This is a genomic window from Streptomyces sp. NBC_01314 (assembly GCF_041435215.1).
GTDB lineage: Bacteria > Actinomycetota > Actinomycetes > Streptomycetales > Streptomycetaceae > Streptomyces.
Genome location: NZ_CP108394.1, coordinates 604826 through 625683 on the forward strand (window position 1 = coordinate 604826; position 20858 = coordinate 625683).

General features: G+C 69.7%; 20 protein-coding genes. 10 read left to right on the forward strand and 10 right to left on the reverse strand.

Annotated features, from left to right (window positions below; all coding sequences use genetic code 11):
• Window positions 1-329 precede the first annotated feature (329 nt).
• The 4 genes from OG622_RS02785 (at window position 330) to OG622_RS02800 (ending at window position 5891) form a co-directional block, all read left to right on the forward strand.
• A complete protein-coding gene (locus OG622_RS02785) occupies window positions 330-1274 on the forward strand; it encodes an RNA polymerase sigma-70 factor (RefSeq protein ID WP_371572929.1) in 945 nt (314 codons plus the stop codon).
• Window positions 1275-1445: 171 nt separating this feature from the next.
• The gene (locus tag OG622_RS02790; RefSeq protein WP_371572931.1) at window positions 1446-2687 is read left to right on the forward strand and encodes an NAD(P)/FAD-dependent oxidoreductase; all 1242 of its coding nucleotides are present in this window, start codon (window positions 1446-1448) and stop codon (window positions 2685-2687) included.
• Between the two features lie 376 nt (window positions 2688-3063).
• Window positions 3064-4029 carry an ADP-ribosylglycohydrolase family protein gene (locus OG622_RS02795; protein ID WP_371572933.1) on the forward strand — a complete coding sequence of 322 codons (966 nt, stop codon included), beginning with the start codon at window positions 3064-3066 and terminating at the stop codon, window positions 4027-4029.
• 854 nt (window positions 4030-4883) lie between these two features.
• Window positions 4884-5891: a hypothetical protein gene (locus OG622_RS02800; protein WP_371572935.1), complete on the forward strand. Its 1008-nt coding sequence runs from the start codon at window positions 4884-4886 to the stop codon at window positions 5889-5891.
• A 125-nt stretch (window positions 5892-6016) separates the two neighbouring features.
• Here OG622_RS02800 and OG622_RS02805 read toward each other — a convergent pair whose 3' ends face one another.
• Both OG622_RS02805 and OG622_RS02810 read right to left on the reverse strand, forming a co-directional pair.
• On the reverse strand, window positions 6017-6505 hold the full coding sequence (locus OG622_RS02805; protein WP_371572937.1) for a recombinase family protein: 489 nt from the start codon (window positions 6503-6505) through the stop codon (window positions 6017-6019).
• A 24-nt stretch (window positions 6506-6529) separates the two neighbouring features.
• Window positions 6530-7411, reverse strand: coding sequence for a helix-turn-helix transcriptional regulator (locus OG622_RS02810; RefSeq protein ID WP_371572939.1), 882 nt, complete (start codon window positions 7409-7411; stop codon window positions 6530-6532).
• A gap of 274 nt (window positions 7412-7685) precedes the next feature.
• Between OG622_RS02810 and OG622_RS02815 the strand changes: the two genes are divergently transcribed.
• Both OG622_RS02815 and OG622_RS02820 read left to right on the forward strand, forming a co-directional pair.
• Window positions 7686-8669: an aldo/keto reductase gene (locus OG622_RS02815; RefSeq protein WP_371572940.1), complete on the forward strand. Its 984-nt coding sequence runs from the start codon at window positions 7686-7688 to the stop codon at window positions 8667-8669.
• Window positions 8670-8821: 152 nt separating this feature from the next.
• Window positions 8822-9721 (forward strand): alpha/beta hydrolase, encoded by a 900-nt coding sequence (locus tag OG622_RS02820; protein ID WP_371572941.1) that lies wholly within the window; start codon window positions 8822-8824, stop codon window positions 9719-9721.
• Window positions 9722-10222: 501 nt separating this feature from the next.
• On the opposite strand, the gene OG622_RS02825 is transcribed toward OG622_RS02820, so the two are convergent.
• From OG622_RS02825 to OG622_RS02840, 4 genes are all read right to left on the reverse strand, one after another.
• The gene (locus OG622_RS02825) at window positions 10223-10657 is read right to left on the reverse strand and encodes a hypothetical protein (protein WP_371572943.1); all 435 of its coding nucleotides are present in this window, start codon (window positions 10655-10657) and stop codon (window positions 10223-10225) included.
• Window positions 10658-10956: 299 nt separating this feature from the next.
• Complete coding sequence (locus tag OG622_RS02830) at window positions 10957-11679, reverse strand: class II aldolase/adducin family protein (RefSeq protein ID WP_371572945.1); 723 nt, start codon at window positions 11677-11679, stop codon at window positions 10957-10959.
• Complete coding sequence (locus tag OG622_RS02835; protein WP_371572948.1) at window positions 11676-11894, reverse strand: ferredoxin; 219 nt, start codon at window positions 11892-11894, stop codon at window positions 11676-11678. The genes OG622_RS02830 and OG622_RS02835 overlap by 4 nt, the downstream gene beginning before the upstream one ends.
• A 34-nt stretch (window positions 11895-11928) precedes the next feature.
• Entirely contained in the window at window positions 11929-12249 is a 321-nt protein-coding gene (locus OG622_RS02840) for an SDR family oxidoreductase (protein ID WP_371572949.1), read from the reverse strand.
• 40 nt (window positions 12250-12289) lie between these two features.
• Between OG622_RS02840 and OG622_RS02845 the strand changes: the two genes are divergently transcribed.
• From OG622_RS02845 to OG622_RS02860, 4 genes are all read left to right on the forward strand, one after another.
• Entirely contained in the window at window positions 12290-12568 is a 279-nt protein-coding gene (locus OG622_RS02845) for a hypothetical protein (protein ID WP_371572951.1), read from the forward strand.
• A gap of 64 nt (window positions 12569-12632) precedes the next feature.
• Window positions 12633-13907: an FAD-dependent oxidoreductase gene (locus tag OG622_RS02850; protein ID WP_371572953.1), complete on the forward strand. Its 1275-nt coding sequence runs from the start codon at window positions 12633-12635 to the stop codon at window positions 13905-13907.
• A gap of 1242 nt (window positions 13908-15149) precedes the next feature.
• Window positions 15150-15290, forward strand: coding sequence for a hypothetical protein (locus OG622_RS02855; RefSeq protein WP_371572955.1), 141 nt, complete (start codon window positions 15150-15152; stop codon window positions 15288-15290).
• Window positions 15291-15413: 123 nt separating this feature from the next.
• Complete coding sequence (locus OG622_RS02860) at window positions 15414-16487, forward strand: TauD/TfdA family dioxygenase (protein ID WP_371572958.1); 1074 nt, start codon at window positions 15414-15416, stop codon at window positions 16485-16487.
• A 453-nt stretch (window positions 16488-16940) separates the two neighbouring features.
• Here the strand turns inward: OG622_RS02860 and OG622_RS02865 are convergent, their stop codons facing one another.
• The 4 genes from OG622_RS02865 to OG622_RS02880 all read right to left on the reverse strand — a co-directional run bounded on the left by OG622_RS02865 (window position 16941) and on the right by OG622_RS02880 (window position 20856).
• On the reverse strand, window positions 16941-17588 hold the full coding sequence (locus tag OG622_RS02865; RefSeq protein ID WP_371572961.1) for a CoA transferase subunit B: 648 nt from the start codon (window positions 17586-17588) through the stop codon (window positions 16941-16943).
• Window positions 17588-18358, reverse strand: coding sequence for a CoA transferase subunit A (locus OG622_RS02870; RefSeq protein ID WP_371572963.1), 771 nt, complete (start codon window positions 18356-18358; stop codon window positions 17588-17590). Before OG622_RS02870 ends, OG622_RS02865 begins: the two co-directional genes overlap by 1 nt.
• A 126-nt stretch (window positions 18359-18484) precedes the next feature.
• Window positions 18485-19648, reverse strand: coding sequence for a hypothetical protein (locus OG622_RS02875; protein WP_371572964.1), 1164 nt, complete (start codon window positions 19646-19648; stop codon window positions 18485-18487).
• Window positions 19645-20856 (reverse strand): Dabb family protein, encoded by a 1212-nt coding sequence (locus OG622_RS02880; RefSeq protein ID WP_371572965.1) that lies wholly within the window; start codon window positions 20854-20856, stop codon window positions 19645-19647. Before OG622_RS02880 ends, OG622_RS02875 begins: the two co-directional genes overlap by 4 nt.
• Window positions 20857-20858: the final 2 nt, after the last annotated feature.

Sequence of the window (20858 nt, forward strand, 5' to 3'; positions counted from 1 at the left end):
TCGGTGCACACGATGCCGTTCATCGGTTCGGTGCGCACCGCGTCCTCGGGTGGCGGGTCACCGCCAAGGCGGTGGTTCAACCCGTGCGTTGCTCTCGGTGAAGCGGAGCGCCACCGTGATGACGAACTGGCGGCAGAAGTCGAGCTCGTCCTGGTTGGGGGCGTATCCGGCCCCGCCGAGAGGCGAGGCTCCGTTGAATTGTCGTAGTAGCCCACAGACGAAGTGAGTTGGGTGAGACGACGTCGACGCGCTGGACAGCTACTTGCCGCTCCACGTCTCGTGACGCTCGCACGGAAGGTCGCCCGAGTGCTGCGTCTAAAATCCAGGGCATGGCGCTGACAACGCACGACGTGGACCGGTTCGAGGCGACGAGGCCCCGTCTGGAGGCGATCGCCTACCGCCTCCTCGGCTCGGCGAGCGAGGCGGAGGACGCCGTGCAGGAGACGTTCCTGCGCTGGCAGGCGGCCGACGTCGACCGGATCGAGGTGCCCGAGGCCTGGCTGACGAAGGTGCTCACCAACCTGTGCCTCAACCAGCTCACCTCGGCCCGCGCACGCCGGGAGACCTATGTGGGCCAGTGGCTGCCCGAGCCGCTGCTCACCGGCGACCCGATGCTCGGCCCGGCCGACACTGCCGAACAGCGCGAATCCGTCTCGTACGCGGTCCTCACCCTGCTGGAGCGCCTCACCCCCAACGAGCGGGCGGTGTACGTGCTGAAGGAGGCCTTCGACTACCCGCATCGGGAGATCGCCGAGATCCTCGACCTCAGCGAGGCCGCCAGCCAGCAGATCTTCCACCGCGGGAAGAAGCACGTGGCGGCGGGCAAGGCCCGTACGGAGATCGACACGGCGGCGGCCCGGCGGATCGTCGAGGAGTTCCTCGCGGCGGCCACCAGCGGGAAGACCGAGCCGCTGGTCAAGCTGCTCACCTCGGATGCCATCGCGGTCGGCGACGGCGGCGGAAAGGTCCCGGCCCGCGCCAAGGCGTTCGAGGGCGCCCTGGCGGTCGCGAAGTTCATGCGGGGCCTGTTCAAGCCGGCTCCGGTCAAGCGGGCCATGGTCGGCGGCTCACCCGAGATCCACATCTCGACGGCCAACGGCGGCCCCGCGATCCTGGCAGTCGTCGACGGCCGGGTCGTCGGGGTCATCTGCCTCGAGATCGGCGCCGACGGCATCGTCGCGTTCCGCACTCAGGTCAACCCCGACAAGCTGGAACGCGCGACCGAGGTGTGGGCGGCCACCGAGCACGGGGAACCCCTGTTCCACGCCTTCTGACGAACGCCGTCCGAGGGCCTTCTCGACGCCCTCGCTGAACCAGGTCACATTTTCCAGCGAGACTGTGACCTGGATCACATCCTGTTGCTGTCAGGAAAGCGCGGGCTGCCCGGTTCAAGGGGCGTGACCGAGCAAGGGCAAGCGTCGGACCGCGCAGACAGGAGCAGGAAAATGCAGCACCGCATCATCGTCCTCGGAGCCGGCTACACCGGAGCCACCGCCGCCGGGCGCCTCGCCAAGCGGCTGCACCGCGCAGACGTCGCCATCACCCTCGTCAACGCCGAGCCCGACTTCGTCGAACGCGTCCGGATGCACCAGCTCGCGGTCGGCCAGGAGCTCAAGCCCCGCCCCTTCGACGAGATGTTCGCGGGCACGGGCGTCGAGGTGAAACTCGCCAAGGTCGCCGGTATCGACGCCGACCGCAGGACCGTCACCGTCGTCGACGCGCACGACGCCGGGGAGCAGGAACTGGAGTACGACACCCTCGTCTACGCCCTCGGCAGCGGCTGGAACCCCCAGAGCGTCCCCGGCACCGCCGAGCACGCCCACGAGATCTCCGGCCGCCCAGGAGCACTCCGGCTGCGCGAGCGGCTGGCCCGACTGGACGCGGGACAGCCCGTGGTGGTCGTCGGCGGCGGACTCACCGGCCTGGAGGCCGCGACCGAGATCGCCGAGACCCGCCCTGACCTGGACGTCGCCCTCGTGGCCCGCGGCGGCTTCGGCGACTGGCTCTCCGACAAGGGCCGAGGACATCTGCGGAAGGTCTTCGCCAGGCTCGGCATCACCGTGCACGAGCACACCGCCGTCACCGCCGTCGAGGCCGACCGCGTCCTGACCGACGGTACGTCCGTCCCGGCCGCGGTCACCGTGTGGGCCACCGGCTTCGCCGTCCACCCGATCGCCGAGGCCAGCACGCTGGAGGTCTCCGGCACGGGCCAGATCGTGGTCGACGGGACCATGCGCTCGGTCTCGCACCCCGAGGTGTACGCCGTCGGCGACGCGGCCCTCGTAACGGGCCCCGGCGACAAGCCGCTGCGGATGTCGTGCGCCTCTGGCGTCCCCACCGCGTGGCAGGCCGCCGACGCCATCGCGGCCCGCCTGACCGGCGGAAAGCTCCCGAAGGTTCCGATCCGCTACTTCCAGCAGTGCATCTCGCTCGGCCGCAAGGAGGGCCTGATCCAGTTCGTCACCGCGGACGACCAGGCCGTCCCCAAGGCCCTCACCGGCCGCCTCGCCGCCGTCTACAAGGAACTCATCTGCAAGGGCGCGGCCTGGACCGTCGCCCACCCGACAGTGGGCATGCCGGTCCGCCGCCGAACGGTACAGCCGGCGGGCCGGGCAGACCAGGTGGGTCGGACGGGCGCGGGGAGCCCGGCGGAGCAGGCGGACTCGGCGGTGAAGGCCGCGGCTTGAGCCTTACGGTGCGGGTGGCCCCGGACAACGTGGCTCGACCCGTACGGCGCGGCCTGGCCGTACAACGGAACGGGCCCTCGACAAGAGGGTCCAGCCCCGCCTCCGCCCTCTGGCGAGACGGTCCGCGCCAACGGAACCGCGCTGAAACTCAGTGCGGTGCGAAGATCACATGGGTGCGGGAGGGGCTCTTCACCGACCATGGACGGCGAAGAGCCCAAGAGGCTGTCTGCCCACCCCCTCCCTGCCGAGTCGCCCTCACATCCCCGCCTCAGGCTGCGCGCCTCCGTAGAGGGACGCGTTCGCCGCCCATGGTTCGGGGAGTTGAAGAAGGAACAGGGCCGCGTGGCCGTCGGCGGGGCGCAGATAGCCTGCGCGAATGAAGCGGATTCAGCGGGCCGCCGGCGCGGTCGTCGGTTCAGCGGTGGGTGACGCCCTGGGCGGTCCTTTCGAGTTCGGTCCCCAGGGAGCGTTCTCCGCGCGGTTTCCGGCGCCTGGTGTCGGTGGCGAGATGTGCGGAGGTGGTGGCTGGGACCCCGGCGAGGCCACTGACGATACGCAGATGGCTGTCCTGGTTGCGGAGTCGCTGTTGGAGCGGGGCGGACTGGATCTGCCGGACATCTTCGCCCGCTTCCAGCGATGGGCGGCATCAGAACCGAAGGACATCGGCCTGCAGACCGAGGACGTCCTGACCAACGGCGCGCCCTGGGACCTCGCCGCCGCGATCCATTTCCAGGTCAACCAACGAGCGGCGGGAAACGGCTCCTTGATGCGGGCATCGGCCTCCGCGGTCCACTTCGCGGCCGCCGGCCAAGAAGCCACCATGGACGCGGCCCGCCGCATCGCTGCTCTCACCCACGGTGACCGCGCGGCCTGGGAAGGCACCGCGATCCTCCACGAACTCATCCGCGTCACGTTCGAGGACACCGACCCCCTCACCGCACTCCCGGACATCCTGGCTCTTGTCCACCCCGACCACCGCGGCCGCTACGCCACAGTCCTCGCGCCCGACTGGCACCCCGATCAGGCGACCGAGTTCAACGGTGCCGTCTGGCCCTGCCTGGGCTCCGCCGTCTGGGCCCTGCGCACCACCACGAGCTTCGAGGACGCGATACGCACGGCGATCGACCTCGGCGGTGACACCGACACCGTCGCCGCGGTGACCGGAGGCCTCGCGGGGGCGCACTACGGATTGGATGCAATCCCCGCCCGCTGGACCCAGCCGCTCCATGTCCCCCTCCCAGGATTCAACGAACGGGTGCTGCACCTGGCGGATCTGCTCCATCTTGCACACCGCCTCGAAACCACTCACGCCGATGATCCGCTGACAGACAGGGGCTGTTGACGAGACAGGGGTGGCAGCCCGCATGAACGGCGAGTTGGGCGATGGTGTCGTGGTGGTAGCCGAGCATGCGGGCGACCACGGAAGCGGGGGCATGAAGCACGAGGTGGCGGATCGCCGCCGTGCGTCCTCTCCGGGTGGGGAAGCCCACGCGGCGGGGGCGAAGTTCGAGGGCGTGCGAGGTCATGGGCTGTCCGGCCCGGCGGCAGGGAAAGAGCCACCGAGCGTCGGGGGTCAGTCGTGAGCGCGTTGACGCGGTGCTCGTACTCGAGCTGGGCCTTTCGCGTGCCGGGATCGCCGAGGTGGCAGGGGCACTGTTGAGAGGCTGGCATCGGTCGAGGAGCGCCCGGTGGACCCGAGGGCACGGTGCGGACGCTTGGAGGCCGACGTATTCAGCGAAACCGTCGGCGTCCACAGCCCCGAAGGACTGTCGGACCACCAGATGCTGGTCGGATTCTTCAGCTGCTACGGGGAGGGCTGAGGTCCTCGCGCGGACATCCACTCGCCATGTCGTCTCCGCTCGTCGCTCCATGTCCCTGCTCGGCCTTCCCACCCGGCGTCTCATCGGGCCCCTGTGACCCTTTGGCCCTGCGCGCTGCGAAGCCGACCGCGCTCACCTGACCGGAACCGCGCCTCTCAATAGTCATGCGACGCATTGACCCCACAGCGCCATCGCGGTTGCATGCTTGTGGCCCTCCGGTGGGCAACCGGGGAGAAGGACCATGTCCTGTCTTAGGGGGAAAATGAGGGGCAACGCGAATCGGAGCGCCACCAGACGTGTGCGGGTCGCCTTAAGCGCCACGGTCGTGGTCTGCGCGGTCACGACCGTGCTGCCCGGAGCCGCTTCGGCTGAGCCCATGACCGTGCCGGGCGTCGCGAGTGACAGCGGAGCCGGGGTCGAGCGGATCAGTGTCGCGACCGACGGCACCCAGGGCGACGGCGACTCCGCCGGTGCCACGATCACGACCGACGGCCGGCGTATCGCCTTCTCGTCGTTGGCGCAGAACCTCATACCCGCCCACCCGGTGACAGGGGAAAGGGTGTTCGTCCGCGACCAGCGGACGCGCCAGACCACGCTGATGAGCTCCAACACTTCCCCGAACCAGCGCCCGTTGATCAGTGGTGACGGGCAATACGTTGCCTGGTGGGGGCAGTTGTTCAGAGACACGAAGGTCCTCCTGTCCCAGGTGAGCTCGGGAAGCACGATCGGCATCAACTGCTCGGGCCTCAGCTGCAGCCAGCCGTCGCTGAGCGCGGACGGCCGCTACATCGCCCACGTCGCCACCTTCACTCGACCGCCGTCCCGGCAGCGCATCGAGGTACGGGACTGGCAGGCCGACACCATGGAGACCGTCGCCGAGTTCGGCCACGCCGTCTCGGCCCGGCCGTCCATCAGCGGCGACGGCCGCTTTGTCGCCTACCAGGACGGCCGGGCGGAGGACGTCTTCGTGTGGGACCGGACCGACGACACCTCCTCCGGCCCGATCGAGGGCCCGTCCAAGGCGGCGACACTCGTCCAGCTCAGCAAGGACGGCAGCAAGGTCGTCTACCTCTCGGGCTCCGACACCTACATCCACGACGAGCGCTCGGGCACCGACCAACTGGTGCCGAACGTGCGGGGCGTGGCCATCGATCCCACCGGCCGCTATCTGCTGTACGCCCCACACGACACGAACGGACCGTCGCTCACGCTGCGCGACCTGGAGACGGGCACCGACGAGATCGTCTCGAACCAGCCCGCCTCGGCCGGTACCGACGCGGTCAGCGCCGGTGGGCGCGACGTGGTCTTCCATTCCACGGCCGACGACATCGTGCCCGGCGACACCAACGGCAAGTCGGACGTTTTCATCCGCCGCTTCTACTGATCGCCCCGACCGCCACGCTCTCCTCCTGCCCCACCGCTCGCGCGCGAGCGGTGGGGCCCGTAACGGGGGATCGAACTGGCGACCTCGAGTGATACGGAGTCGCGTATTCACCAGTCGGCGAGGGCTCACGGTGACCATGAGTGGTCGCCTGGGGCATAGTTCCGCCAGGTTCCGCCAGCCTCAGCGGCGAGCTGGGCGGTGGTGTCGTCGTGGCAGCCGAGCATGCGGGCGACCACGGAAGCGGGGGCCTGCCCTTTGCGTTTGCCGGCCGGAATGATCAAGTCGGGCTGGATCTGCTCGACCCACTCGCCGTTCGCGCGACGGCGGAGCGCGGTGTGCAGCGTGTCCCCGGTGATGACGGGTGGCAGGCCGCCGTGCTCTCCCTTGCGAGACGCGGCTCCGAGTCCTTCGAGGGTCGACTCGCGTATGTTCTTCCGTTCGGTCTCCGCCATCGCTGCGAAGAATACGAACAGCGGGCAGCCGGGCCCGCTGGGGTCGCTGGGGTCGTACATCCCGGGCAGGGGGCCGGCGAGCGTCTCCAGGACCAGCCCGTGGGCGGTGAGGTGGTCGGCGAGCGAGGTGAGTTCGGCGGCGTCGCGGCCAAGGCGCTTCATCGGCGGAGATTTGGCTGTGGCTGGTCAGAGTTGATGGTTCTGGAGATCGGGCTCGGGCTGGTCTTGGGTGGCTGCCCAGGTGGCAAGGAGGTGGAGGGAGTCGGCGCTGGGGGTGTCGGGGGTGGCGGTGTAGATCACGAAGGTGAGGTCAGGGTCGGAGGCCAGGGCCATTGCCTCGAAGTTCAGTTCCAGGTCGCCGACGACCGGGTGGTGGAGCTTCTTGCTGCCGGTGCGGTGTCGGCGGACGTTGTGGTCGGCCCAGTGACTGCGGAAGGTCTCGCTGCGGGTGGACAGTTCCCCGATGAGGTCGGTGAGGTCCTTGTCGTGGGGGTTGCGGCCGGCTTCGGTGCGGAGCATGGCGGTGATGCCGTCGGCGGTCTGCTCCCAGTCGGGGAAGAAGTCGTGGGCGGCGGGGTCGAGGTAGATGAACCGGGCCGCGTTGGCGGGGCGGCGCGGGTCGGCCAGGAGGGGCGCGTACAGGGCGCGGGCCAGATGGTTGGTGGCCACCAGGTCCTGGCGCCCGTTGTGGATCCAGGCGGGGGCGTCGCGGACGGCGTCCAGCATGTACTGCACAGCGGGCCGCAGACGGTGGGTGGGAGCACGGCGGCGGGAGGCGGCGGGGGCGGGGGCGCGCCGGGCCAGGTCGTACAGGTGTCGGCGTTCGGCGTCGTCGAACTGCAGGGCGCGGGCGACGGCGTCCAGGACTCTGTCGGAGATCCCGGACAGGTTGCCGCGCTCCATGCGTACGTAGTAGTCGACCGAGATGCCGGCCAGCGTCGCGGCCTCCTCGCGCCGCAGCCCCCTGACTCGCCGGTGACCGCCCCAGGCGGGCAGTCCGGCCTGCTCAGGGGTGATGCGGGCGCGGCGGGAGGCGAGGAATTCCCTGATCTCGGCGCGGTCGTCCATGCCTTCAACGGTAGGCGAGGGCCCTGGAATGAGGGAGGTACTGGCGTTACCCGGAAAACCCGTCACTGCCCCCGCCGGACGAAACGGCGTTTCCTGAGGACGTGCCGTTCACGACGGCCGGGCCCCACCTGGGGCCCCGTCCCGCCTGAGGCACCTGAGCAGCGATGACGACGTGCAGGACGTGGCCGACCCGGCTCTGATCCCTGCTGGCAGCGTCGGCGACGCCGTCAGTCGCGCGCCGTGCCGACCGAGCTCCGACCCGAGGAATGATCACTTGAAGCACACCACTCTGGGAGATCTGGATGTCTCCCGCATCGGCCTGGGCGCGATGGGCATGTCGGTCTTCTACACCGGCGCCGGCAGCGACGATGCCGAGTCCGTGCGCACCGTCCAGCGGGCGATCGACCTGGGCGTCACGCTCATCGACACCGCCGAGGTCTGCGGCCCCTACACCAACGAGGAACTTCTCGGCCGGGCGCTGAAGGGCCGCCGTGACGAGGTCGTCCTGGCGACCAAGTTCGGCTTGATCTCGCACGGAGCCCCGAACGGCGGCATGGGCGTCCTGGACAGCGGCCCGACCACGATCCGCGCCGCCGTCGAAGGCTCGCTCAAACGCCTCGGGACCGACCACATCGACCTGTACTACCAGCACCGCATCGACCCGGGCACGCCGATCGAGGACGTGGCGGGTGCGGTCGGCGAGCTGGTGGCCGAGGGCAAGGTCCGCGCGTTCGGCCTGTCCGAGGCCGGACCTGACACGATCCGCCGCGCCCACGCCGTGCACCCGGTCTCGGCGGTGCAGTCGTCGTACTCGCTGTGGACCCGCGAAGTCGAGGAGCGGGTACTGCCCGCGCTGCGCGAGCTTGGCATCGGCTTCGTGCCGTACGCGCCGCTCGGCCACGGCTTCCTCACCGGCACTCTCCGCTCGCCCGAGCAGTTCGACGAGGGTGACTGGCGCAGGACCAGTCCGCGCTTCCAGGGCGAGAACTTCCAGCGCAACCTGGCCCTGGCCGACGAGGTGCGGGCCATCGCCGACGAGGGCGACGTCACCCCGGCCCAGATCGCGCTGGCCTGGCTGCTGACCCGCGGCGAGCACATCGTCCCGATCCCCGGCACCAAGCGTGTGGCCCGCGTGGAGGAGAACACCGCCGCCGACGCGGTCTTGCTGAGCGCCGAGCAGCTGACCCGGCTCGACAGCCTGCCCCCGGCCTCAGGCCACGACCACAACGAGGCCGAGCGGCAGACGATCGAACGCTGACCCGCCCAGCGGCGTCCTCCACACCGGTCCACGGCACGGACCGTACCGATCGTGCCGCCCATCACCGCCGGCCACGGTGGCCGGCCTCACACAGACCCTTCACCTGCAGGCCGGTTCAGCCTCGGTGAGTAGCGACCCGTCAGAGGATTCCTATGCGCACTCCTGTCACGTTCAAGAGCAACAACCTGGCCATCTCCGGCGTGCTGTACCTGCCCGACGACTACAACGGCAGCCCGCGACCCGCCATCGTGGTGGGGCACCCGGCCGGCGGCGTGAAGGAACAGACCGCCGGCCGCTACGCCGAGGAGCTATCCCACAAGGGATTCGCGGCCCTGGCCTACGACGCGGCCTACCAAGGCGAGAGCGAGGGAGAGCCGCGCGGTCTGGAAGACCCCTTCCAGCACGCCGAGGACGTCCGCTCCGCAGTGTCGTTCCTCAGCACCCGCAGCGAGGTCGACCCACGGCGCATCGGCGCCCTGGGCATCTGCGCTTCGGGCGCCTACGTCCCCTACGCCGCCCAGACCGACCGGCGCATCAAGGCCGTCGCCACCGTCAGCGCCGTCGACCCCGGCGCCGAGCTCCTCGCCGAGCCCGCGGTCCGCGACCACCTGCTCGACCAGGCAGCGGTGTTCCGCACCCTTGAGGCCCGCGAAGGCAGCGCCTACGCCACCAACCTGCTCCCCAGTACGCAGGCCGAAGCGGACGCCCTCCCGGCGGGCAGCATGTTCGGCCAGAGCTACGGCTACTACCGCACACCGACCGGACAGCACCCCCGTTCCTCCGGCTGGGCCGTGGCCCGTTTCGATCTGATCGCCCAGTTCGAGCCCTACCGCAACAACAGCTGGCTCGCACCGCGCCCGCTGCTGATGATCGTCGGGAGCAAGGCCGACACCCGCGTCTTCAGCGAGAACGGCGTGGCCCTGGCCGGCGAGAGCGCGGAGCTGTTCGACATCACCGGGGCGACCCACTTCGACCTCTACCACCGCGACGCGTACGTCTCCCAGGCCGTGGACCGGCTCGCCGATTTCTACGGCACCCACCTCAAGAACTGAGCCGGTCCACGCTGACGCGGCCCGGTCTCGCCGACCGCCCCACCGACCGTCCGGACCGCCGCTCGCCGCGGGGTGCCGGTCGAGATTCAAGGAGCACACAAGCTGGGTGATTTCGTCGTCGTAGGGCTTGTCGAAGAGGGTGGTGCGGGTGGGGAGGTGCCCGTAGACCTCCAGGCTGGTCAGGCTGTGCAGGTGGCCCCAAATGCGCAGGGTCAGGGCGACGACGGCGGGCGGGAGGTCGGGGAAGGCCGGACGAACCTGGTCTGGCTCTGGCAAGATTTTCGTGGGCGGAGATCATCTGGGTGCCGTGGTCGGCCGGTCCGTGCATCGGCGGCGGAGGTGGGCGATCAGGACGACGCGGTGGCGTAGGAGCGGAACGCCGGCGCGTCCTGCCATCAGGCGTTTTGGCAGTTTGGCGTCGGTGATGCGGCCTTCGTTGACGCCGGAGTTGTAGGTGGTGGAGATTTCCTGGGCGACGGCATGCTGGTCTTCGCGCAGGGCTCAGGCGATACCGGCAAGTGGTGGCAGTCCACTGTGGGAGAGCTCGTCGAGCCAGGACGGCAGGGGTGCGGCGTCACGGTTGTCCAGCATGGCGGCGAACCGGCGGACCAGGTCGTGGGCGTGCTTGAGTTCCGGACAGTGCTCGAGGAGCCGGTGCAGGCGATGGGTGACGTGTAAGGCCGCGGCGGTCCGGGTGGGTGGCGATCCAGCGGGCGGTCTCGCGTGGGACGCCGGGCGCTCGCGGGGCTGGTCCAGCGGCAGCCCGCGTCGCAGGGGCGCGATGGCCATCTTCACGCGCTGGTAATGCCCGAGGTAGCCCTTGGTGCTGAGCTCCTCGTGGAGGACCATCGCATTGTGTTCACCCTCGTCCCAGCGTTGTTGCAGGGAGTCGTGGTAGGGATCCAGGGTGGAGGGCTTGCGGGGTGGGCGACGCACGACCTCCTGCCATGTCCTGAACGCGAAGTGACAGCCCCTGCCACATGTGGAAGCGGTCGCTGACGTGCAAGGCCTCGGGGGCGTCGGCGGCGATGCCCTGCCGGTAGGTCAGCGAACCCGTGCACGGCGCGCTTTGAGGAAATCCCCCGGTTCATCCAGGTTCGGATCGCGTTGCACACAGAGCTTCGCACCTTGCCGCGATCCCGCGTACCAAACCAACGGGCTGCCGTGGCTCGCGGCGGGCGCCACGAAACTTCGGGGACCCGATGCGGTGGGTGACAGGGCCGGGCGTCGCTACGTCACCCGAGCCGTGCCATCTCGTGTCGCCAGGCCGTGTCGTTGTTGAACGAACCGCCCAGGTCGGGGAGTTCGCGCATGTCCTCTTCCGGAAGATCTCTCAGAGTCCCGCCCGCCGTGACGACGTCCAGGGAGACGCGAGCGATCGTGTCGACGGAGATGGCGCGCAGGACGGCTTCGGGGACGCCGGTGCCGGTGCTGGTCAGTCCGTGGCCGCGGAGTACGACGGCGTCCTGGTCACCGAGCGCGGCCACCATTTCGGCCGCGAGTCGACGCTCGCTGATCAGAACCCCACGCGGATAGACCGGTACGCTGCGGGCGGCCAGCCGTGTGCCGGGGATGTCGAAGGCGCCTACCACGGGGCGGATTCCCAGCCCTGCCAGATCGGCGGCGACGACCGCCGGGGGATGTGCGTGGACGACGGACGCCACCTCCGGCCGAGTGCGCAGGATCTCGGTGTGCAAGGGGAGTTCGTTCGGAACTGTCCATCCGTCCAACTCCCCGGCTCCCGCTGCAGCTCCGTCGAGGTCGACGAGGCGGATGTCGTCCGGCTCGGTGTACAGCAGGCCGCGTTCCTGCGGCCCGCGGCATCGCACGAGCAGGGTACGTTCGTCGACGCGCAGGCTGACGTGGCCGAGAATGCCGTCGGCGAGCCCGCGTGCCGCGAGTACGCGACAGGCGTCCGAGACGAGTCGGCGCTGGGCACCCAAATTCCGTGTCGTCACGAGGCGGCTCCGGGGGGCGGACCCTCGACGACAGTGAGGGCGGAGGCGGGGCAGGTGCGGGCCGCTTCCCGGATGCGGGGCAGCTCCTGGTCGGTGATCTCGGTCTTGAGGAGCACGACGACGCCGTCGTCGTCCAGGTCGTAGGTGTCAGGTGCTGCGATGACGCAGTTCGCGTATCCCTGGCAGGCCGCGAGGTCGGCCTTGAGGAGAGGCACGGGTGCTGTCCTTTCACATGAGATCGGATGAGGCTCAGGCTTTGACGCCGATACCGCCGTCCGGGTGGACGGCACGGCCGGTGATGCCCCGCGACCGGTCGGAGGCGAGGAAGACATAGCTCCAGGCGTGGTCGGTCGCGGAGAGAGCCGTTCGGAGCGGGACCCGGGCGGCGAGTTCGCCGGCCCGGCCCGGCGTGTCACCCAGGCTGCGCCCTGCCAGCCCGAGGCTGTCGAGCCCGCGCAGGTCGGTGCCGAGGGTGCCGCCGGGGGCGACCGCGTTGACGCGGACGTCCGGGGCGAGTTCGTGGGCGAGGGAGGTGACCATTCCGCGTACGGCGAACTGAGGCTGGCTCACCTCCTGGTTCGAGGGGTCGGCGCAGCTGCTGGCCTACGCGATGGCCGAACTGACCGAGGAGCAGTGGCGGGCGCCGGTGGTGACCGCGCAGGGGCGGACCGTGCCGGCGAGTGAGGTTCCGTGGATGCGCACCAGGGAAGTCATGGTCCATGCCGTCGACCTCGACACCGGTATCCAGTTCGCGGACCTGCCCGAGGAGTTCCTCGCCGAGCTCCGCCACGACATCGTCGGCCAGCGCGGCAGCGACACCGTCCCACCGTCCGGGGCAGCGACGCCGACATCACCGCCTACCTGGCGGGCCGCCCGTACACGGGTGTGACAACCCGGGACGGCTCCGCGGCCGAGCCCCTGACTCCGTGGCTGTGACCACGCAGGAGAGTGGCATGAAGACCACAGACACCCACCGCCCCGACGTCCTCGTCGTCGGCGGCGGAATCGGCGGGCTCTCGGCCGCGCTGACTCTCACACGGCAGGGACTTCGAGTCCGCCTCTACGAGCAGGCGTCCCAGTTCGGCGAGGTCGGCGCGGGCCTGCAGATCGCACCGAACTGCACACGTATCCTGCACGAGTACGGGCTCCTGGACGAGGCCGTCCAGCTCGGTGTGCTACCCAAGCACATGATCATGAAGGACGCCCTCGACGCAGCCGAGCTGACCCGACTGGACCTCAAGGACATGGAACGCCGCTACGGCTTCCCGTACATGGTCATCCACCGCAGCGACCTGCATGGAGTCCTCCTGCGCGGCTGCGAGCGGGCGGGCGTGGAACTGATGACCGGCGCGCGCTGTGTGGCGTACGAGAACATCGAGGGCGGCGCGCGGGTCACTTTCGACGGCGGCGGAACGGACGAAGCCGAGATCGTCATCGCCGCGGACGGGCTGCACTCGATCGCACGCAAGCTCCTCGTCGAAGACGAGCCCGTCAACTCGGCGTACGTCGCCTACCGTGGCGCGGTCCCCTTCGAGCAGGTGCGCGCCAACGCCGTACACGAGAAGGACGTGGTGCTGTACGTCGGCCCGCGCTGCCATTTCGTCCAGTACCCGCTCCGCGGCGGCGACATGTTCAACCAGGTCGCGGTGTTCCAGTCGCCGAAGGCACTGGCCGGCGAGGACGACTGGGGCACCCCGGACGAGCTCGACCGCGCCTTCGAGGGAACGTGCCAGCAGGTCCAGAAGGGCCTGCCGTTGATGTGGCGCGACCGCTGGTGGCGGATGTTCGACCGCGAGCCGCTCATGAAGTGGGTCACCGGCCGCATCGCCCTGCTCGGCGACGCGGCCCACCCGCCGCTGCAGTACATGGCCCAGGGTGCCGTCATGGCCATCGAGGACGGCTGGGTGCTGGGCGAGCACGTGGGCGCGCAGCACGCGAAGCGATCCGAGGACGGCTCCGGGGTCGACTGGGAGGTGACGCTCGCCGCATACGAGGCCGTACGTCCCGAACACTGCCGCCGGGTGGTGCTCACCGCACGCGCCTGGGGCGAACTGTGGCACCACGTCGGGGTCGAGCGGGAGCAGCGCAACGCGGTGATGCGCGCCCGCGACACGTACGACTACTCCTTCATGGACTGGATCTACGGTCCCACGGCACTGACGCCCGACCAGGAGCCCGAGATGTATCCGTCGATTCCACTGGGCTCCGTGACACTGCGACCGATCTGACTCACATGGTGCGTGCGCCGCGGGAGGCAAGACCCGCGGCGCACGCACCTGTGGAAACCCGCGCCGGCCGTGTCGGTCGCCCGGTCTTGGCCGCCTCACATCACCTCCGGAGTGTCTTCCACAAATCGGTGGCGGAGTCGGTCAGCCGGACGGATTCCCTCTGCTCACTGCTTGCACTGCTTGCACTGCTTGCACTGAAGCAGCTCTGTCAGGGAGCCAGCACGCTTCTCGATGAGTTGGCCCACCTACTGCTCAATACACAGTTGCAGCGCCTTGGCGACTGGTAGAGGTACCCACGCGCTGAAGCAGATGCTTCGAACTGATCGTCCTTGGCCGTCATAGCCCCCGCCGCCTTCCTGGCGAGCTGACGGCGATCTTCGCACGCATGTGACGCTAGGCACATGGAAGGTACCTAATAGGTGACGATCCCCAGGCCCACCAGGTGCGGACAGTGCCCGCGTCCGGCAACGAGGCGCGGGCAGGCCCGTGCGTGGTGAGCTGTTGCAGGGTCGTGGTCGCCACGGTGAGCCGGTAGTTCACGCCTTGGACGCGTCGGGCGCGCTCGTGAAAGGCGGCCTCCCTCGTTGGAGCACCGGTCGGGCCAGGGGCAGCTGGTCAGGCAACAATCGCGGGGCCTCCTATCACCAGTGTCAGATCAGCCCCCGCCAAACCCGTGGGCCGCGACGGCACGCCAATTCACTGCAACCAGAGCCGGTCAACGCTCCTACCGTCGGACAGAACAGCACGCCAGCTGATCGCCCACCGAACGGGTCGGCACCACAACGTTGCTGTGCCGTGCGCCGACGCACGGACGCGCCGGTCCATAGGTGCCCAGCCAAGATCCGGACCAACCACGGGCAAGCGGAGCGTCACTCCCCTTGGTCGCGGTGTTCATACAGGTCAGGTGCAGGACAGAGCTTTACCGCCAGCAGGCGAAGTATCTGCTGGCGAGCTCCATCCCTCGATGGCAGACGGGCGGGAGATCGTCAGCAAGCTCAAGCCTGTTCCCCAACGACTCGTCGTGTCCGTGGGTCGCGTCGCGGCGCAGCGTTTCGCGGACCTGTCCGCGCAGCCGCAGCACATCTGCCGGCGCTGCGGCCGTCAGGTCCCCTGCCGTCCTGCAAGCTCCACACAGGCACCCATACACCTTGCCGTAATGCATCACGAGACGACATCTCGCATATTGACCTCGCCTCAGCCGTCTCCTATGGTTGGGGTACTTCTCGAAAGGACGGGACCAGCATGAGGCCAGTCGCTCTGATCGGCGTCCTGCTCGTGTCATGCGCCGGCCGCCGGACCTACGACGAGCCGCTCAGCCACTTCCCTCCCCGGGAGGGACTGCGCCCCGGCACGGCTGTCGGCGTGCCTCAGACTCCCTTCTGAGTGCGGTTCGTCGCCGCGCGACGAGCCCCCGCCACACTGAACGTTCGTCGTCCGTCAACGTTCGTCGTCCGTCGTGTCTTCGCCGACGGGCCTTTCCATCACACTCTCGAGGAGTGCATCATCGTGACCACCACTGTCGGCCTTCAGCCGATCTCCGGGCCTTCCGCATGGCGCGGCGACGAGTTGTCGAAGTCCACTGACTGGATCTACGTACTCAGCGACGCCGAACGCACCGAGCTGGAAGACCTGGGACGGCGCTTCGTCGCCGACAACCCCGACCTGCGCACCGTCACCGCCGCCGACTACCCGTTCGAGGCCTGTCGCGCCCTCAACGAGGAGTGCGCCCACCAGATGGACGCCGGCCGGGGCTTCATCCTCGTGCGTGGGCTGCGCACCGAGGAGTACGGCGGCCCCATGGCCGGGGCCATCTTCGTCATCATGGGCCTGCACCTCGGCCAGCCGATCGGGCAGAACCAGAGGGGCGACCTGCTCGACCACGTGATCGCCACGTCGAACAAGACGATGTCCGACGAGGGCGCGCTGCCCTCTCGTATACGGGACCGGCTCCCGTTCCACTCGGACAGCTCCGACGTCGTCGCCCTCATGTGCCTGCGCGGCGCCAAGGAGGGCGGAGCCTCCAGCCTGGTCAGCGGCACCACGATCTACAACGAGATGCTGCGCCGCCGGCCGGACCTCGCCGCGCGGCTCTTCGACACCTACCACTGGGACTGGCGGCGTCAGGACCCCGACTCCCCCGAACTCACGTACACCTCGCCGATCATCAGCCACGTCAACGGCGTCTTCAGCACCTACGCGGGCAATTCGATGATCTTCAGCGCCCAGGAGTACCCCGGCGTCCCCCAACTCACGCCCGACCAGGCCGCGGCCATCACCCTCTTCGACGAGATCTCGCAGGAGCCCGGCCTGCCGATCGACATGGATTTCCAGCCGGGGGACGTGCAGTGGCTGCTCAACTACGCCGCACTGCACTCGCGCACCAGCTACCTCGACCACCCGGAACCGGAGCGCCGCCGGCACCTGCTGCGTCTGTGGCTCAAGCGCGACGTCGGCCGACCGCTGGCTCCCCGGTTCGGCAAGCATGTGGTCGTGATGGGTGAGCCCACCACACCCCTGGTGCCCGGCGGCCGGTTCCGCATCACCGATGCCGTCACCGTCAACGACGACTGGGGAGTGTGACCCCGCGCCCTGTCGGTGAGGGCGGCGCCCCTCGGACGCCCCTCGGACGCCCGTCGCTCGACCAGCGCCGCTGACCGTCGTGGTGCCGCCCTGAAGAAGTCCCGACCGCCGCAGCCATAGCGACCTATGGCTGCGGCGGTCGTCTATCCCCGAGGAGAAGTCCACGAGCGCACCCACGCAGCCGAGTCGAGCACGCCGAGCGGCCCGTCAGCTCACGGCCGACGGGCCGGTGATCTCCACGCGCCGGGCCTGGATGTGGGCGCGAGCGGGGCGATGTGCACCGGTCGCCGACGGACATGGGCCGTGTGCACACGGCCTTGATCCTGGTCGGCGACTCAGCGGAGGGTTGTCGCGGACAACTCGCACCGGGCGCGATCGGCGCCGTCCACAACGGGGACGGTGACCGGCAGGCAGACACGGGCATGCGGGCCCGCTTCGACGCGTCGCGGAGGGCTACGAGCGGGGTTCGTCAGGGATGAGCACCTTCGCCGCCGTCTTCACAGTGATCTCCTCGGCGGTGACGCCGGGGGCGGTCTCGACCAGGACCAGGCCGTCGTCGGTGACGTCGAGGACGCCGAGGTCGGTGATGATCCGCTCCACGCAGCCTTTTCCGGTGAGCGGCAGATCGCACTCCCGCACGATCTTCGGGGTGCCGTCCTTGGCGGTGTGGGTCATGGTGACGATCACTCGGCGGGCACCGTGCACGAGGTCCATGGCTCCGCCGATACCGGTCACCATCTTGCCGGGGATCGCCCAGTTGGCGAGGTCGCCCCGTTCGGAGACCTGCATGGCGCCGAGTACGGCCGCGTCGATGTGGCCGCCGCGGATCATGCCGAACGACAGGGCGGAGTCGAAGAAGGCCGCGCCCGGCAGGACGGTGACGGTCTCCTTGCCCGCGTTGATCAGGTCCGGGTCGACCTCGTCCTCGTACGGGAAACGACCGGTGCCCAGGATGCCGTTCTCCGACTCCAGCACGACGTGGACACCCTCGGGCAGGTGGTTGGGGATCAGCGTCGGCAGCCCGATACCCAGGTTGACGTACTCGCCGTCGCGCAGTTCGCGGGCCGCGCGGGCCGCCATCTCGTCGCGTGTCCAGGCCATCAGACCCGCACCTCCCTCTGCGTCACCGTGAGGTTCTCGATCTTCTTGTCGGCAGCCTGTGCGGGGCTGAGGACCACCACGCGCTGGACGAAGATGCCCGGCAGATGGACGTGGTCGGGGTCGATCGTGCCCGGTTCGACGAGCTCCTCCACCTCGGCGATCGTGATACGGCCGGCCATGGCGGCGAGGGGGTTGAAGTTGCGGGCGGACTTGTTGAACACGAGGTTGCCGTGCCGGTCGCCCTTCGCCGCCCGCACCAGGGCGAAGTCGGTGGTGATCCCGCGTTCCAGGACGTGGGCGGCGCCGTCGAAGTCGCGGACCTCCTTGGCCGGTGAGGCGACGGCGACGCCGCCCCCGCCGTCGTAGCGCCAGGGCAGACCGCCGTCGGCGACCTGGGTGCCGACCCCGGCCGGGGTGTAGAAGGCCGGGATGCCGCAGCCCCCGGCCCGCAGCCGTTCGGCGAGGGTGCCCTGCGGGATCAGCTCCAGCTCGATCTCGCCGCCCAGGTACTGGCGGGCGAACTCCTTGTTGCCGCCGATGTAGCTGCCGGTGACCCGGGATATCCGGCCCGCGGCGAGCAGCACGGCGAGGCCGGATTCCCCCGCCCCGCAGTTGTTGGAGACGACGTCGAGTCCCGTGACGCCGTGGTCGTGCAGGGCCTGGATCAGGGCTCCCGGAATTCCACTGAGCCCGAAGCCGCCGACGGCGAGGGACGCCCCGTCCGGGACGTCCGCCACCGCCTCGGCCGCGGAAGCGACCACCTTGTCCATCCGCCTGCCCACTTTTCTGCAGGGCGAGGCGCCCTGCGCTGATTGGCTGTTCGCTCAGCAGTTGTTCGCTGAGTGGCTGTTCGCTGATTGAAATGAAAGGTCCGGTCGGCACCGGGATCTGCGGCGTTACGCCGGCAGCTCGGTCAACAGCCGGCGGTAGATGCGCGCGTAGGCGGTCAGCTGCCCCAACGACAGGGCATCTCGACGGGGATCGTCGGCGGCCGGCTTCGCCTGCGGGCCGAGGCGCACGGTCTCGACGCCGCGGGCGCGCAGTACGACGCCGTCGGTCGATCCCGTCCAGCCGGTGATCGGCGGCGGCTGCGCACCGAACTCGTCGAGCCAGGCCGCCCGCGCGGCTGTCACCACCGGGGCGTCGGCCGGCGTGGCCGCGGCTGCCGCGACCGGCTCGGCCTCCACCTCGACCGCGCAGTCGCGCAGCACCGACCGCGCACACCGTGCCCGCAGCCGGTCGGCCAGCTCGGACGCCAGCGCCGTCGGTTCGACCCGGTCACCTGCGACGACGTAGAGATCGATCCGCAGCTGGGCCGGCAGCAGGTCCGGCTTGTCGGGCCACCCCCCGCTGATCGCGCCGATGCCGCACGCCCGGCCGGTCTGCCCCTCCCGCGGGTCGGCGGCCAGGTAGTCCGTGCGCCAGCGGGCCAGCTCGTCCAGGACGACGCCGGCCCCGGCGACGACTCCCCCGGGTGGTGTGGCCGACTCCGCCGTCATCGCGGCCCCGGAGCGACCGGTCACCCGGACGCTCAGGTAGAGCGCGCCCGGCTCGTGCCACAGCAACGTGGGCGGGCCGCACTTGGCGACGATCGCCGACCGCGGCAGCTGATACGTGTCGGCGTAGGCCTCCAGGCCGGTGGCCCCGCCGGCGCGGCGGTGCGTACCGGAGCCGGCGAGCAGCAGCCGTCCGGCACCCGCCTCGGCGAACGCGACCAGCGCGGCCGCCACCGGCCCGCGGGCGACCCCGAGACCGAAGCCGGTCACCACGTCGCCGTCCACGCCGAGCGGAGCGATGGGCGCGGCGTCGCCGGTGACGAGCCGGTTGTACGCCCCGGCGTCGTCCAGCGACGTGTCGAGGTGGGAGTACAGCAGCGGCCCGGCCCCGTGCGCGGCGATCAGGCTGCCGCCCGCGGGGCCGTGCTCCACCACCTGCCACTCGACGCGCGGCCACCGGTCGGCGCACCAGGCGCGCAGCCGGTGGGCCGCCGTCCGCTCCTCGCCACGTGGAGCGGGGGTCACGTCGAGCAGGTGCAGGACGTCAAGCAACTGCTGTCTCAAAAACGTCCCCAGTCGTCGGACGCCGGACGCCACACGTCGATGTTGCGCGGGTCGGCCGGCATCCTGCGGGCCCGGTGCGTCTCGTGCTCCTCCGGCGTGAACACCCGGTGCCGGTCGCACAGTTCGAAACGCGGGCCGAAGCGCGTGTCGTGCAGGTAGAACGCGATCGACGTCGACGCCGAGTGGTTGACGATGTCGGAGGCGATCGGCGCGCCCTTGTACAGCGCGCGGGCGCGCATCCGCATGACGTGGTCGAGGCTCTTCATCGCGAAGCACAGGTGCGCGGTGAAGTACTCCTTGTTGTTCTGGATCGCGAGGCTGTGGTGGTAACGGTCCTCGCCGCGGAGGAACGTGGTCGAGCCGACGACGTAGTCCGAGGGCACGAACTTCAGGACGTTCTGGTAGAAGTCCAGCGACTCCTCGTACTTCGCGGTGGCGATGAAGGGGTGCACCAGGTCGAGCGGCCGGATCTCGATGTGCGGCGGCTCGGCGTACTCCTGGAACTCGGTGAACAGCTCGATGATGAGACCGTTCGGGTCCTTCACGGCGAAGCCGTTCTCGCACAGCGCCTGCTGCCGCTCCTGCAGCTCAAGGGCTTCGAGGCCGGCGTCCGCGACGCTCTTGCGCAGCTGGTCGAGGACCTCCTCGCTCGCCACGCTGTAGCCGACCGCGGTCGTCCACCCGTCGGTGCGCTCGGGCGCGTGGATCAGCTCGATCGCGTGGTGCTCGATGTCCGCGCGCAGGTAGGCGTACTCGTCCGTACGCTGCTCCAGCTGCAGTCCTACGTGGTACTCGAGGAAGTCGATCGTGGCCTGCATGTCCGGAACCTCGATCCGGGCGTACTCCATGCCGTACGGGCCGTGCGGGCGGGTGCTCACGGGCGCTGTCCTTCCGGGGGCGAGCGACGGATGCTCGGCGTACTCGAACGAGGTGATGGCCTGTCGGCCGATGACCGGTCGCCAGCGCGTGTGCACGAAGCGCTCGTGGGACTCGCTGCCGAGATAGGCCAACAGGTCGTCCAGGTTGTCGAAGTCGACGGCCATGGTGTGGGTGAAGGTCTGGTCGCGCGTGCTGACGTTCTCGCCGAGGACGAAGCCGCGCATGGCCGTGTACCGGCCTGGGAAGGTACGCAGCTCGGCCAGCACTGACTCGCGTGTGGCCTGGTCGATTCCGTCGGCGAAGCGGAAGGAGAGGGTGTGTCGGATCATCG